The following is a 15226-nucleotide window of genomic DNA, read 5'->3' as shown; positions in this document are numbered from 1 at the left end:
AGAGGTAATGACAATGATGAATGCAATTCAGACAAGAAAGCAGAAAGGTTTCACCCTGATCGAACTGGTTATGGTGATTGTAATTTTGGGTATTCTGGCGGCGTTTGCTCTGCCGCGGTTTGCGGATTTGGGTGGGGATGCCCGGGTCAGCACTGTACAGGGGGCAGCAGGCGCAATTCGTTCAGCTAACTCTATCGTCCGTTCTGCCTGTCTTGCTCGCCAAGCGTGTGATCCAGCTGCAGCCACGGGTACTGTCCAGCTTGATGGTGCTAGTGTTGATACCGTGTTCGGATACCCCGCAGCGACCCAGACCGGTATTCTAGACGCTGCCCAGATCAACGCCGATGACTATACGGTGGTCGCGGGGAATCCAATTATCGTTCGCGCAAATGGTGCGGCGACTCCCGCTAACTGTCAGGTTTCCTTTACCGCGGCAGCAGATGCTGACACTGCGCCGGTCATCACGGTAGACGTAACTGACTGTTAATCGGGCGGGGGATGGTTATTGAGGGCAAGCCGTTGCCCTCAGCTTTCATATCAAAAAGTGGTTAACTAACCCGACTTCAATCGGAGTTATGGAGGGGGCATGAGGACCGTGAGTGCTACTTGGGCCTCGGGATTTACCCTGGTTGAATTACTGATGGTCATTATCCTTATCGGCGTACTTTCCGCCCTGGGAGTCGGCCTGTTTACCAGAAACACCGCTTTCTCTCCCTTGTTGGCCACCCAACAACTAGCCTCCGCCACGTTGCTTGCCCAACAAGCAGCGCTGGCGGGCAATCCCTCCAATTCCGTAACCATCCGCCAAACCTCGAATGCTTTTGAGTTCGAGGCGGCGGATTCGCTGTTTTCCATCCGCCGTGAGGGCGCCAGTGTGGCGTATCAGGTAGCCGGTCAATCCGGGCTCACTCCGATTCCTGGCGGCGGGTTTACCATCAACTTTGACCGAATGGGGCGCCTGGCGGCACCGTTTAGCGGGCAAAGTCTCCAATTCCAGATCTCAGGCGACAGTGACTTTACCCTGTGCCTGAGCTCCCTTGGCGCCGTGTATCAGGGGCCTTGTTCATGAGGTTTTTCCGGCGACCCGGTGTTCGCCAGCAGGGCGCGACCCTGGTGGAGCTGGTAATGACCATTGTCATTATCAGCATTGCCATCGCCGGCGTCGTTGGTGCCTTTGCCTTGATCACGGGCCGAAGTGCTGATCCCTTGAATCAGACCCGTGCGGTAGCATTGTCGCAACTCTACATGGACGAAATCCTCGCTAAATCCTTTGCCCACGGTTCTCCCGTGGGCGGCGGAGCAGTGGATGCCGGCGACGCGGATTGCAACAACCTTGGGCCTGATGGCGAAACACGGCGCACGTTCAATGATGTGGACGATTATCACACTCTGAATAACGCGCCGCCCGAGAACAGCGAGGAGGAATCGTTATCGGGCTACAACAATTTTCAGGTGTCTATTTCGGTGGCCTGTGCCGGCACAGAAGTGGGCCTGAGCAATCATGAAGCCAAACGCATCGATATCATCGTTACCGACCCGTCCGGCAATGCCTACCTGTTCAGTGCCTACCGGGGGAATTTCTGATGCGCCGGCAACAGGGGTTCACCCTGGTTGAGCTGGTGATGGTCATCGTGCTGTTGGGCATTGTGGCCACCATCTCGGTACAGTTTGTCGCCCTGTCCACACGTGGAGCCCTTGATGTCAGTGAACGGCAACAGCGTGCGCTGCAAGGCGTGGTGATCAGTGAGCAAATCACCCGGGAGGTGCGCGAAGCGTTTCCCCTGTCCGTTCGCGAGAACGGCGAATGTCTGGAATGGCTGCCGGTGATCGCCGGCACCGGCTATGAATCCCTGACAACAGGCCCAGGCTTTGATGACGTGAGCATAGTACCCTTCGGCCGAGCTGTCCCCTCCGGCGCCCGGCTGGTGGTGTATGGCTACGGCTCGGCCCAGTTCGATCTCTACGGCACCTCCGATCCAGGGCCGGTTTCACCAGCTATTAATGCAGTGGCGGCTAGCGATACAACGGTCGAACTTTCTGCCAGCCATCGCTTTCGCGAACGCTCCCCGCAGAAACGCCTGTATGCCATTGCCTCGCCCGTCAGCATCTGCCAAATGGGGCCATGGCTTTACCGATTCAGTGGCTACACGCCAAGCGGTGCCCAGCCTTCGGCAGCCGCTCTGAGCGGAGGCAGTGGAACCCGGGAAGTGATGAGCGCGAATCTGGTCAACGGTTCATTCAATCTGCGAGTAACGCCACCATCACTGCGCCGGGCCGCCGTGGTGAACTTTGAATTTGAGCTGGTTAATCAGGGCGGCGGCGAAACCACCCGTGTGAGCCAGGAGGTGCAAATCCGCAATGTGCCCTAAACCCATACCTCGAAAACAAACCGGCGCGGGCCTGCCCATCGCCATTTTTATCATTACCGTTTTGGCCCTGCTGGTCATCGGCATGGCGCAGCTGCAGGAAAGTTCCGGCAAATCGGTCAGCTTGCAGATCCAGTCACAGCGAGCGTTTTTTGCGGCGGAGAGTGGGGCGCAGGTGGCTTTGTCGGAGCTGCTCTCTCAAGGTGACAGTTCACTTTTATCATGCGGAGCGGCGCCCGTCGGAACAGTAGATTATGAGGCCGGAGGTCTCTCATCCTGTTTCAGCGAAATTTCATGTTCCGAGATTGGAGGTGTTTCAGGCTCTCTTCTGATAACAAGCTCAGGCACTTGTGGAACGGGGACTGATGGGGCAGAGCGTGCCGTAGAGGTGAGGCTCAGATGACTTTTCTATCTCGCTTGCTGAGATCTCCAGTCAACTTGATTTTTGTTCTCCTGATCGCGCCGGGCCTGATATTGGCGCAAGAATCCGTTATTTATACCGAACCTGGTGCAGGTCAATTTGAAGTGCCATCGGGAGTCAGCAGAATCACGGTTGAAGTATGGGGTGCCGGTGGCAGTGGAGGTGGACCAGCCCGGGGCGGTGGTGGCGGCGGCGCTTACAACAAGGGAACTATCATAGTTGGCCCGGGTGACAGCGTGCCGTATTTTGTTGGTCGTGGTGCAGCTCCAGCGAGTGAATCTCCCGGAGAGGCTAGCTGGTTCTTGTCGCCCGGTGAGTTATCGGCCGGGGGCGGCTCTAGTGGTAGAAATGGGGGAACCCGCGCAGGTGCTGCTGGTAGTACCTTTGGTTTGTACACTGGTGGGGATGGCGCTGAGGGTACGACGGGTTTTTTTGGTATTGGTGCCCGCGGAGGCGGTGGCGGGTCATCTGCTGGCAGTCTGTCAAACGGACTCTCGGCTACAGCTGGTGCTGGAGCTATTGCACCGTTTGAGGGGGGGAGTGGTGGTTCGGAAGGAGGAACAGCGCTTCTGATCTTTGGCGGTGATGGTGAACCGGGAGAGTCTCCTGGAGGCGGCGGAGGGGCTGCTGGCGCTGGTCTGTTTGGTTCAGCTCCGGGCCGGGGCGGCCATGGACAAATTCGTGTTTCCTGGCAGCCTGTGGCGCTGTGCTCCGCTATTTATTCATCTGATACCGGGATCAACGCGAATCTTGATGTGGGGAATCGCTTGGACTTGGATCTTTTTGGCCCAAGAAATCGGACACCGTGGCCCGGAAATTTCGTCATAACTGCTGGTAACCACGTTTACCCACCTCGTGAGTTCGCGCAAAACCAAAATAACATTAACTTCTCAGTAGATGGTTCGGCCCGGGTAATTGTGGATGGAGACTTGATTATCAGCGGGAATAATTTCTCGATGAATGCTGGTGGAGACCCGAGTGACCTATTGCTGATTGTCGATGGAAATCTTGAGTTCAAGAATAATGCAAACCTCAACGCAATTGTGTATGTAACTGGTGATGTAGAGTTTAACCAGAACCCGGTTTTAGTTGGCGCCATAGCGTCAGAGGGAAGCATTTCGGGGCTCGTGAGTTCGGACGTCACTTTCGAAAGGCAGATGATCGCTCGAACGGACTTTGGAGGCGCCTGCATCAACGAAGATCCTGAAGTGTCCCTTGATCATTTCAGGATTTTCCACCCATCAACTGCCTTAACCTGCACCCCGGCTCAAGCGTTGAGGGTTCGTGCCTGCAGTAATCCGGGTTGTACTGAATTATTCAGTGAGCCGGTGACTGTTTCACTTTCTCCCGTTGGCGGTTGGTTGTCTGGAAGCAATGTAAGCTTTCTGGGTGAAACGGACGACCTTGCCTTTCGCTCTACAGAACCAGGCGCAGTTTCATTGGGGATTACGGCGTCGACGGTAAACCCAGCCGGCACGCCCCCAGTGAGATGTTTTGCGGATCGGTCTGCGATCGAAAGCAGTTGTGAGATTCTATTTTCGGATTCGGGCTTTATCGTTAACGTTCCGAACCATATATCTGCGGAAGAGGTTCAGGCTTCGATCTTTGCCGTAAAGGCGGGCGAAACCGATCCTGGGCAGTGCGTTCCTGCATTCACTGGGGAAAGGAGTGTTAGGTTCACTTCCACTTATCAGAATCCGCTCACAGGGGACATGTGGCCTGAAAGTTCAGGTGTGGAATTGTCTGGCAACACTCTGGAACTTGATTTTGATGAATCCGGAGCTTCAATCTTCCCGCTTCGTTATCGAGACGTTGGGGCGATGCGTTTGCAGGCAAGTTATAGCGGGGTGGGTGAAGAGGAGGGGCTTGTGATGGAGGGCGCTGGCAGTTTCATTGCCCGGCCTGACCGATTTGATGTAGCGGTACCCGGTAATCCCGAGAGCCCTGATGTAACAGACACCAATGTGTTTAGAGTCGCCGGCGATCCATTCCAAATCGAGGTTCAAGCATTGAACGCATTGGGAGAGCGCACACCCAATTTTGGCCGGGAAGTGCCCATCGAAGCGGTTGCTCTTTCCGTGGCACAAGCCGCTGGTTTTTCCCTCCCAAATCTTGCGGATTTGGAGGGTGAGCTGGGCGAGTTCGGTCAGTCTTGTTCGGATCCCCAGGGTGGAAAAGGTTGCGGGGAATTTTCCTGGCCGGAAGTCGGTACTTTTGCACTGGAGCCCTCTTTGAGCAGTGGTGCCTATTTGGGCACGGAGGATGTGCCTGGTGTTCCTGTTCCCTATGTAGGTCGTTTTATCCCCGCGTGGTTTGACATTGCCATAGATCCAGGGCGCTTTAGTAGCCAGCCTCTGGTTTCAGACAGAACCTCTTGCACAGCTGACCGGGGTTGGGTGTACACAGGCGAGCCTTTTGGATGGGACATGGCACCGGAGATCATTGTCAGTCCCAAAAACCGGACCGGGGGTGCGGTCCAGAACTACGCTGGCACGGTCTTCCAGCGCCTGGGCTCGAATGACTTTGTTTTTGCAGAGTTCCCTGCTGAGGATGACAGCGCGGTGGGCGTTGATGAGGCACCGCTGGAGGCCGAAGCTGTTTTTGCATTACCGACCCTGGCACCGGGCACCGATGGTGATCTGATTTACGGTTTCGCTCTTGATGATGAGTTTCGTTATCCCAAAACCAGGAATGCAAGAGTGGGTGCATACAACCCACAGCTTGTCTTTAGCCTTGAAAGCCTGATTGACGCTGATGGAGTGACAATACTCAACCCCGTCGAGGACTTACCGCGGGCGTTTACGCCCGAGGCGGACTTTGAAATCCGTTACGGGCGGGTGGTGTTGGATAACGCCTATGGGCCGGAGAACCTGGAGCTCCTGATACCCCTGCGTGCGGAAGTCTTTGATAACGGTGGCTTCAGGCTGCACGAGCAAGAAACCTGCTGGTTCTACGATTTACCGGAAAATGTCACGGTTGATTTCAGTGAATCCGCATTGGCTAGCGGCCAAACTGGCGTGGTTGGCGTGGCTGAAGCACAACTCAACCTTGAAAATGGCCAACCTCTGGTCACAAGCACGGAAGATTACAGGCTGAAGTTGTCCGCGCCGAGCCCGTCAGGCTCGGAGTCCCCTCAGGCAAGGGGGATTCTCGTAGAGCTGGATGTCGGCAACGACTGGTTGAAAGACTTCTGGGATGCAGATAACCCCGACAGCCTGGTGAACCCCTACGCCTGGGCCACCTTCGGCGTCTACCGAGGCAACGACCGTATCATCTACTGGCGGGAAGTGCCCGCCAACTGATAGCCAGCGGGCGGAGAGGAATGTTAATCCTCCTCCCCTTCCGGATGGTCCAGCCCGAGCTCATTAATCTTCCGGGTCAGCGTATTCCTGCCCCAGCCCAGCAGCACGGATGCATCCCGGCGGCGACCGCCGGTGTGCTTGAGGGCCACTTCGATCATGATTTTCTCGAATTCCGGTACGGCGGTGTCCAGGATGGATTTCTTTCCGCGCTTCAGCTCCTGCTCCGCCCAGTTTTTCAGGCCTTCCTGCCAGGTCTGGCCGATGGCGCTGTGCTCGCTTTCCGCCTGGTGTAATAGCTCAGGCGGCAAATCATCCACATGAATCTCTCGCCCACTGGCCATCACTGTCAGCCAGCGGCAGGTGTTCTCCAGCTGGCGGACGTTACCGGGCCAGGGCAGGGTGGTCAGGTACTCTTCGGCATCCGGGCGCAACAGCTTCGGCTCTACCGCCAGTTCCTTGGCGGCCCGCTTCAGGAAGTGCTGCATCAGGCGCGGAATGTCTTCCCGTCGCTCGGCCAGTTTCGGCAGGTGAACACGGATAACGTTCAGGCGGTGGAAAAGATCTTCACGGAAGCTACCAGCCTGCACCAGTTTTTCCAGGTCTTGATGAGTGGCGGCGATGATACGCACATCCACTTTAATCGGCGTGGTGCCGCCTACCCTGTAGAATTCACCATCGGCCAATACCCGCAACAGACGGGTCTGTGTGTCGGCGGGCATGTCGCCGATCTCGTCCAGAAACAGAGTGCCGCCGTTCGCCTGTTCGAACCGCCCCTGGCGGGCTGCGCCGGCACCGGTGAAGGCGCCCTTTTCATGGCCGAACAGTTCAGACTCGATCAAGTCCTTGGGGATGGCGGCCATGTTCAGGGCAATGAACGGGTTGCGGGCCCGGGGGCTGTGGTTGTGCAGGGCCTGGGCCACCAGCTCCTTACCGGTGCCGCTTTCACCGTTGATCAACACCGTAATGTTGGAGTGAGACAAGCGGCCGATGGCCCGGAAAACTTCCTGCATGGCCGGGGCTTCGCCGATGATCTCGGTGTTGCGCTGGGCACTGTCGGCCTGGGGTTCGCTGGCGGCGCGCTTTTCATGGCTGTGGGCCACCGCACGTTTCACAAGGGCTACTGCGTCATCGACATCAAAGGGCTTGGGCAGGTATTCAAAAGCGCCGGTCTGATAACTGGTAACCGCGCTTTCGAGATCTGAATGGGCGGTCATGATGATGACAGGTACATCGGGATGCTTGTCGACAATCTGCGAGAGCAGGGTGATGCCGTCTACACCGGGCATGCGGATATCGCTGACGATGGCATCGGGCTGCTCGTGCTCCAGCCGCATCATAATGCTTTCGCCGCTGTCGAATACCCTTGGATGCATACTGGCCTGGTTCAGGGCGCGCTCCAGCACCCAACGAATGCTCTTGTCGTCGTCGATGATCCAGACGTTTGCCGGTTGGCTCATAGGTTGTCCTCCAGAGGCAGGAAGATGATGAAGTCGGTTCTTCCAGGCTCGCTCTCACATTCCACCAGCCCTCGGTGCTGGCCAATGATGCTTTGGGTAATAGAAAGGCCGAGGCCGGTTCCCGAGGCCCGGCCACTGATCATGGGATAAAAGATGTTCTGCAACAGGTCCGCCGGGATACCCGGGCCGTTATCGATGATGTCTGCCCTGCAGACCAGGCGGTGATGGCGGTGGCCGATGGTGAACTGGCGAAGTGCCCGCGTGCGGAAAGTAATCGTTGGCGGTGCGTCTGCGGTGTGGGAACCCTCATTTTCGAAAGCAGCCTCCATCGCATTGCGGGCGATGTTCAGGAACGCCTGGATCAGTTGCTCCTTGTCGCCGGGGAACTCCGGAATGCTGGGGTCGTAGTCCCGCTTCAGCCGGACCCGGCCCTTGCTCTCGGCTTCAACCAGGGTGCGAACCCGCTCCAGAACTTCATGGATGTTGGTGGGCGCAATCTTGAGGGCCTTGTTGGGGCCGAGCATGCGATCGACCAGGCTACGCAGGCGGTCTGCCTCATCAATGATGACCCGGGTGTATTCGCGCTGGTCTTCGTCGTTCAGTTCCCGGTCAAGCAACTGCGCGGCGCCCCGGATGCCACCCAACGGGTTCTTGATTTCGTGGGCCATGCCACGAACCAGAATCCGGGTGGTCTCCTGTTGGGAGATGATGTCTTCCTCGCGACTGATGCGCATCAGCCGGTCACGTGGCTGAATTTCAATCAATAACTCCATGGGATCAAGGCTGATGGGAGTCACTGAATAGTCCACGGTTAGCCTTGACCCACTGAGCAGGGCAAATTCGGCCTCTCGCCGGGTGTACGATTGGCCATTGCCCGCGGCCGCATGCAGGGTTTTCAGGGCGTCTTCGGAATCGAGCAGTACGTCTTTAAGAGGCAGGCCCTGGCTGCGGGTCATGCTGGTTTCAAACAGGCTTTCAGCGGCTGGGTTCAGGTAACGGATAGCCAAGTCGTTTCCCAGCACCAGAACAGCTGTGGTAAGGCTGTCCAGGATGCTCTTATAACCGCTTCCCAGCGAATTGGATGGTTGGAACGACATGCGTGATTTCCGTTTTAATGCCATGGTTGTTATTCCGGTTTTGCAAAAAGCGAACCAGCTTTGCCAGCTGCCGTAAGACGATGGTCTAAGTGCGGGCACAGCGGGGCCCTGAGGGCATCCGGGTGCTGTAGGTTGGTGCAGATGGGGAGCCTGGAGCTACAGGCAGCCGGGTTTTTGCCCCTTCGCTGCCCAGAGTATGGCTTTATAGTGGTGCGGTTGCACTAAAGTGGTGCAAAAAAATCAGTTGAGGCGAGAGGGGCGGTGAATGGTAAAGGTGATGGGCTGGCCACTTTTCACCTGTATGCCGTCGTTATCCACGATGTGGACACCCGCCTGATGGGTGCCCCGGTCAATATTGCGGACGGTGATGGAGCGTGATGTGCTCTGGCCAACCGGTTGGCCGTCCAGAGTTACTTCGTAGCGATGACCGCGCCGCAGGCTGGGGCTGCTGCGCACTTCAAACGTCACGTCGCCATTACCGCTGTGGAAGGCCTGGTCGTTCTCTGGGTAGACCAGAGAAAGGGTTTCGTAGACAGCCCCTTCGCGTTCGACTTCCTCGCGCAGTTGTTCGGTTTGCATCACCGCTTCGGGCTTTGGCAGGGTGATGGTGGTTACTGGTTTAACCTCAATCTCTTCGCCACCCTGCATGGGCTCGTCCGAGAAGGTTACATTGCCCTGAGCATCCACATGGCGGTAAACCTCGGCATGGGCGGATGCGGTGGCCAGCAGTAACAGGCCGGTTACGAGCGTGAGCGGTGCTTTCATGACAATAACCTGCGGTAGTGAACTGCCTCGATTATCGGCGGCGGGTGCGGGCATTTCAACGCCGGAGGGCAATCCCTTGGTTACATATCGTTAAGGGCGCGGGGTGTTTAATCGGTTTTGCGAGAAGCGGCACAAAAAAGCCCCGCACGGGGCGGGGCTTTAAGGCTCGAATGCTTTGCACCTTATTGGTGCATTGCATTAGCAGGAGTAGTAAAGCTGGAACTCAACCGGGTGAGTGGTCATGTTCAGCTTCTCGACTTCACCGCGCTTCAGGTCGATGTAGCCTGCGATCATGTCCTCAGTAAACACGCCGCCACGGGTCAGGAACTCGTGATCTGCTTCCAGGCAATCCAGCGCTTCAGACAGAGTTTCCGCAACCTTCGGAATGTTCAGTGCCTCTTCCTTCGGCAGATCGTAAAGATCCTTGTCCATGGCATCGCCAGGGTGGATCTTGTTCTGTATGCCGTCAAGTCCGGCCATCATCAGAGCAGCGAATGCCAGGTAAGGGTTGGCAGACGGATCAGGGAAGCGGACCTCGATACGACGCGCTTTCGGGCTGTTTACATACGGGATCCGGATTGAGGCTGAGCGGTTGCGGGCAGAGTAAGCCAGCATAACCGGCGCTTCGAAGCCAGGAACCAGACGCTTGTAAGAGTTGGTAGAGCTGTTGGTGAAAGCGTTAATGGCCTTGGCGTGCTTGATCACACCGCCAATGTAGTACAGGGCCGCTTCGCTCAGACCAGCGTAGCTGTCACCGGCAAACAGGTTCTTGCCGTCTTTGCTCAGGGACATGTGTACGTGCATGCCAGAACCGTTGTCACCGACAACCGGCTTGGGCATGAAGGTGGCGGTCTTGCCGTAGGCGTGGGCTACGTTGTGTACACAGTACTTCAGAATCTGTACTTCGTCTGCCTTGCGGGTCAGGGTGTTGGCGCCAACACCGATTTCGCACTGGCCGGCGGTGCCCACTTCGTGGTGGTGTACTTCAATTTCCAGGCCCATGGATTCCATGGCGGCACACATGGCGCCACGCAGATCGTGCAGGCTGTCTACCGGCGGAACCGGGAAGTAGCCGCCTTTCACGCCAGGGCGGTGGCCGATGTTGTTGCGATCAAAGTCTTCGCCGGAAACCCAGGCGGCTTCTTCAGAGTGGATGTGGTACATCGCACCCTGCATGTCCACATTCCATTTAACAGAATCGAATACGAAGAACTCGGGCTCAGGGCCGAACAGGGCGCCATCGGCGATGCCGGTAGACTTCAGGTACTCTTCGGCGCGACGGGCAACAGAGCGTGGGTCACGCTCATAACCCTGCATGGTAGAGGGCTCTACAATGTTGCAGGTGATGTTCACGGTAGTTTCTTCGGTGAACGGGTCCAGCACGGCAGTTTCGTCATCTGGCATCAGGATCATGTCGGATTCGTTGATGCCTTTCCAGCCAGCAATGGAGGAGCCGTCAAACATCTTGCCGTCAGCAAAGAAGTCTTCATCCACCTCGGTGGCAGGCAGGGTCACGTGCTGCTCTTTACCACGGCTGTCGGTGAAGCGCAGGTCAATCCATTTCACTTCGTGTTCTTTGATCAAATCAATCGTCTTGGACATTGTGCATGCTCCGTAGTGATGTCGTATTCGTAGTGCCGGATCGTTCAGCGGGCTGAAGCCCGATCTTTTTCGGGTCAGGGCAGCTTAACAGAAGCTGTTGAACCTTACCTTTAAATTACGGCTGCTCAGGGATAAGCAAGGGCCTTGCCAGTTTTCCGGTTTTGCGCCAGAACGGCGCAGTCACAAGGCTTCGGGGCGATTCTGGCGCACCGGGGTACCGCTGGCAGGTGTTGGTTGCACTGATTGGGTGCACTTTATTGGTGCATTGGATCTTGTTATGCCTGATAGTGGTGCATTCGCTGATTGGTTACATATTAGGCACTATTCTTCATATTATCGACATGGACTTTTCTATATACTGCTCGCCGCTAAATTCTGCAGGATACCCGTTGTGATTGATAAGCTTAGAAACGTTGCCATTATTGCCCACGTTGACCACGGTAAAACCACCCTGGTTGACCAATTGTTGCGCCAGTCCGGAACCCTGGACCGTAAAGAGCTCGAAAACGAGCGCGTTATGGACTCCAACGACCAGGAAAAAGAGCGTGGCATCACCATTCTGGCGAAGAATACCGCGCTGAAATGGAAAGACTACGACATCAACATCGTGGACACCCCGGGGCACGCGGATTTTGGTGGCGAAGTTGAGCGAGTCATGAGCATGGTAGACAGTGTGCTGTTGGTGGTGGATTCCATCGATGGCCCAATGCCGCAGACCCGCTTTGTAACCCAGAAGGCGTTCGCTGCTGGCCTGCGCCCGATTGTGGTAGTAAATAAGATAGACCGCCCCGGTGCGCGCCCGGATTGGGTGGTAGACCAGGTGTTTGACCTGTTCGACAACCTCGGTGCCACCGATGAGCAGCTGGACTTCCCGATTGTTTACGCCAGCGCCCTGAACGGCATTGCCGGTATGGAACACGAAAATCTGGACGACAACATGGACGCCGTATTCCAGGCGATTGTCGACCACGTGCCAGCCCCCTCGGTGGATCTGGATGGCCCGTTCCAGATGCAGATCTCCCAGTTGGACTACAACAGTTTCCTGGGTGTGATTGGTATCGGCCGGATCATGCGCGGCAAAGTTAAAACCAACACTCCGGTGGTGGCTGTCGGTGCTGATGGCAAGAAGCGCAACGGCCGCATCCTGAAAATCATGGGCCACTCCGGCCTGCAGCGTGTGGAAGTTGAAGAAGCTCAGGCGGGCGATATCGTCTGCGTGAGTGGCCTGGACCAACTGTTCATTTCAGACACCCTTTGCGATCCCTCCAACGTCGAAGCACTGCCGGCGCTGACCGTAGACGAGCCCACCGTATCCATGACTTTCCAGGTCAACGATTCGCCGTTTGCTGGTAAAGAAGGCAAGTACGTGACCAGCCGTAACATCAAGGAGCGCCTGGAAAAAGAACTGCTTCATAACGTGGCGCTGCGGGTAGAAGAAGGCGATTCAGCTGACAAGTTCAAGGTCTCTGGCCGGGGTGAGCTGCACCTCTCGGTTCTGATCGAGAACATGCGCCGCGAGAACTTCGAGCTGGCTGTCGGCCGCCCCGAAGTGGTGATCAAAGAGATCGACGGTGTTAAGCAGGAGCCGTACGAGAACGTGATCATCGATATTGAAGAGCAGCACCAGGGATCCATTATGGAACAGATGGGCCTGCGTAAGGGTGACATGACCAACATGATCCCGGATGGCAAGGGCCGTATCCGCCTGGAATACACCATTCCGGCTCGTGGCCTGATTGGATTCCGGAATACCTTCCTGACCATGACCTCTGGTACCGGTATCCTGACATCCACCTTCAGCCACTACGGCCCGATCAAACTGGGTGATGTTACCAGTCGCCAGAACGGTGTAATTGTCTCCATGGCCACCGGCACAGCGCTGACCTACTCGCTGGAAACCCTGCAGAGCCGTGGCAAGCTGTTCCTTGACCCGGGCCAGGAGATCTATGAAGGCCAGCTGTGTGGTATTCACAGCCGCGACAACGACCTGGTGGTTAACCCCACCAAGGGCAAGAAGCTGGACAACATGCGAGCCTCCGGTAAAGACGAAGTGATCGGCCTGGTGCCGCCCATCAAGTTCACGCTGGAGCAGGCGCTCGAGTTTATTGACGACGACGAGCTGGTGGAAGTTACTCCCAAGTCGATCCGTCTGCGCAAGAAGCTGCTGACCGAGAACGAGCGTAAGCGCGCCGGTAAGAAGTAAGGATTGAATTGAATGGCCATGGACGGCCATTGCCTTCTCCCCTCAAATCTCAGCTAGACTACCGTTATCCCTGAAACGGAGTTCGTCATGCTGAGCCTGTATCCTGAAATCCAGCCATACGCTCGTCACCACCTCGCGGTGGAGGAGCCCCATGAGCTTTACCTGGAAGAGTCTGGCAACCCGGAGGGTATTCCGGTGTTGGTGGTGCATGGTGGCCCCGGTGGCGGCTGTGAGGATAATCACCGTCGATATTTTGATGCCGAACGCTTCCGTATCATTCTGATGGACCAGCGTGGGGCGGGGCGTTCCACTCCGTTGGCGGAATTGGAGGGTAACAGCACAGACAAGCTGGTGGAGGATATGGAAACCGTTCGCCAGTTTCTGGGCGTTGATCGTTGGCTGCTGTTCGGTGGCAGTTGGGGGTCAACCTTAAGCCTGGTGTATGCGCAGACATACCCGGAGCGGGTCTCCGGGCTGGTCCTCAGGGGGATTTTTCTGTGCCGCCCTAAAGATATCCACTGGTTCTACCAGGAAGGCGCAAACCGGGTGTTCCCGGATTACTGGCAGGATTTCGTGGCCCCAATCCCGGAAGCTGAGCGCGATGATCTGGTATCGGCTTATTATCGCAGGCTGACCAGCCCCAACGAGCTGGAGCAGATTCAGGCAGCCAAGGCCTGGTCAATCTGGGAAGGGCGTTGCGCAACTCTGCATCCTAATCCCCGGGTGGTCGAGCGCTTCTCCCACCCCCATGTGGCCATCGCACTGGCAAGAATTGAATGTCATTACTTTATGAATCAGGCTTTTTTGAAGGTTGACCAGATTGTACGCAACGCATCGCGGTTGTCAGGGATTCCTGGGGTAATCGTGCACGGTCGCTATGACATGGTGTGCCCTCTCGATAACGCCCTGGCGCTGAGCCAGGCGTGGCCCGAAGCCGATCTCCGCATTATTCGCGATGCCGGGCACTCCGCCTCCGAGCCCGCGATCATCGACACCCTCATTCGCAGTGTGGAAGATGTGGTGGCCAGCACAAATTCTCCGGCTGGGTGACGGGGTTGTCTTTTCTTGCCCTGAAGGGGTTGCGGCCCGTGTTAACCGCCGATACACTCTCGAACGTTTCTGACTTTTAACCCTCGAAGTTGCTGCTCAAGGGATTGAATGAAAGGACTTATCCAGCGAGTATCGGAAGCCAGTGTGACGGTTGATGGCCGCAAAATTGCCAGCATTGGCAGAGGGCTTCTGTTGTTGCTGGGCGTTGAAAGGGACGACACACCGAGTGAGGCAAAGGAACTGTGCCGAAAAATTCTCTCCTACCGGGTTTTTCCGGACGAGCAGGGCCGCATGAACGTTAATGTTCAAGACGCCGGCGGCTCCATCCTTGTGGTTCCCCAGTTTACGCTTGCTGCCGATACCCGTTCAGGTACCCGGCCGGGTTTTTCCCTGGCCGCTGCACCTGAGCTGGCGGATGCGTTGTATCGTGATGTCGTGATTCTGTGTCGTGACCAGTTGGGTAATGACCGGGTCGGTGAAGGCGAGTTTGGAGCGGATATGAAGGTGGCTTTAGTGAATGATGGGCCGGTAACCTTCATGTTGGATGTGGTTGGCAAAGCTTGATGCCCCGAAATGTGGCGCTCGGGTTTTCGGTGCGCGTTTCTGGTGCTGTTGATGAGGCTGAGGGGGTTGGTGAAAACCGGGAAGGTGTCGATATTTCTTTGTAATATGTTGTTTTAAAAGTTTATTATTGTTTATGGCCCTTAACTTGATTGGTGAGAACGATGGACGATTCCGCGGTTTTTGGGCATAAAAGGTTGATCTTCTGGTGCCAAAAAGGCTAAAAAACGAACTTTAAAAATTTGCAAAAATACATTCATTGTATTAAAACAGGTTCATCACTAAGAGCTTTAAGAAAAGCTGTTAAGTGGTTGAGATTTAAGGTCTGGCTTGGCGCCAAGACCTCATAAAAAGAAAAAATGTCGTATCCCGGAGGATATAAACGGGAGACGATCAGGAGTC

At 56.2% G+C, this 15226-nt stretch carries 12 protein-coding genes; 8 read left to right on the top strand and 4 right to left on the bottom strand.

From position 1 onward, the window contains the following. Nucleotides 1-7 precede the first annotated feature (7 nt). The 5 genes from ABIE59_RS10760 (at nucleotide 8) to ABIE59_RS10740 (ending at nucleotide 6089) form a co-directional block, all read left to right on the top strand. The gene (locus ABIE59_RS10760) at nucleotides 8-487 is read left to right on the top strand and encodes a prepilin-type N-terminal cleavage/methylation domain-containing protein (RefSeq protein WP_354446779.1); all 480 of its coding nucleotides are present in this window, start codon (nucleotides 8-10) and stop codon (nucleotides 485-487) included. Nucleotides 488-586: 99 nt separating this feature from the next. Continuing rightward, entirely contained in the window at nucleotides 587-1069 is a 483-nt protein-coding gene (locus ABIE59_RS10755; RefSeq protein ID WP_502915349.1) for a type IV pilin protein, read from the top strand. Beyond that, nucleotides 1066-1584 (top strand): type IV pilus modification PilV family protein, encoded by a 519-nt coding sequence (locus ABIE59_RS10750; RefSeq protein WP_354446775.1) that lies wholly within the window; start codon nucleotides 1066-1068, stop codon nucleotides 1582-1584. The genes ABIE59_RS10755 and ABIE59_RS10750 overlap by 4 nt, the downstream gene beginning before the upstream one ends. Next, nucleotides 1584-2369, top strand: a complete 786-nt coding sequence (locus ABIE59_RS10745; protein ID WP_354446773.1) for a PulJ/GspJ family protein — start codon at nucleotides 1584-1586, stop codon at nucleotides 2367-2369. The genes ABIE59_RS10750 and ABIE59_RS10745 overlap by 1 nt, the downstream gene beginning before the upstream one ends. A 396-nt stretch (nucleotides 2370-2765) precedes the next feature. Further along, entirely contained in the window at nucleotides 2766-6089 is a 3324-nt protein-coding gene (locus tag ABIE59_RS10740; protein WP_354446771.1) for a DUF6701 domain-containing protein, read from the top strand. 23 nt (nucleotides 6090-6112) lie between these two features. On the opposite strand, the gene ntrC is transcribed toward ABIE59_RS10740, so the two are convergent. The 4 genes from ntrC to glnA form a co-directional block, all read right to left on the bottom strand. Beyond that, entirely contained in the window at nucleotides 6113-7546 is a 1434-nt protein-coding gene (ntrC, locus tag ABIE59_RS10735; protein ID WP_354446769.1) for a nitrogen regulation protein NR(I), read from the bottom strand. After that, nucleotides 7543-8643 carry a nitrogen regulation protein NR(II) gene (gene glnL, locus ABIE59_RS10730; protein WP_354446767.1) on the bottom strand — a complete coding sequence of 367 codons (1101 nt, stop codon included), beginning with the start codon at nucleotides 8641-8643 and terminating at the stop codon, nucleotides 7543-7545. The genes ntrC and glnL overlap by 4 nt, the downstream gene beginning before the upstream one ends. A 240-nt stretch (nucleotides 8644-8883) precedes the next feature. Further along, nucleotides 8884-9408 (bottom strand): DUF4124 domain-containing protein, encoded by a 525-nt coding sequence (locus tag ABIE59_RS10725; protein WP_354446766.1) that lies wholly within the window; start codon nucleotides 9406-9408, stop codon nucleotides 8884-8886. A gap of 198 nt (nucleotides 9409-9606) precedes the next feature. Beyond that, nucleotides 9607-11010, bottom strand: coding sequence for a glutamate--ammonia ligase (gene glnA / locus ABIE59_RS10720; RefSeq protein WP_354446764.1), 1404 nt, complete (start codon nucleotides 11008-11010; stop codon nucleotides 9607-9609). Between the two features lie 391 nt (nucleotides 11011-11401). Here glnA and typA point away from each other — a divergent pair, with 391 nt between their 5' ends. The 3 genes from typA (at nucleotide 11402) to dtd (ending at nucleotide 14827) form a co-directional block, all read left to right on the top strand. Next, nucleotides 11402-13213, top strand: coding sequence for a translational GTPase TypA (gene typA, locus ABIE59_RS10715; RefSeq protein WP_354446762.1), 1812 nt, complete (start codon nucleotides 11402-11404; stop codon nucleotides 13211-13213). 87 nt (nucleotides 13214-13300) lie between these two features. Next, entirely contained in the window at nucleotides 13301-14263 is a 963-nt protein-coding gene (pip, locus tag ABIE59_RS10710; RefSeq protein ID WP_354446760.1) for a prolyl aminopeptidase, read from the top strand. 108 nt (nucleotides 14264-14371) lie between these two features. Further along, entirely contained in the window at nucleotides 14372-14827 is a 456-nt protein-coding gene (dtd, locus tag ABIE59_RS10705; RefSeq protein WP_354446758.1) for a D-aminoacyl-tRNA deacylase, read from the top strand. The last annotated feature ends 399 nt before the right edge of the window (nucleotides 14828-15226 follow it).

Origin of the sequence: Marinobacter sp. MBR-99 (assembly GCF_040547575.1) — a bacterium.
Taxonomy (GTDB): Bacteria; Pseudomonadota; Gammaproteobacteria; order Pseudomonadales; family Oleiphilaceae; genus Marinobacter.
This window is presented reverse-complemented; position numbering and strand designations above follow the sequence as displayed.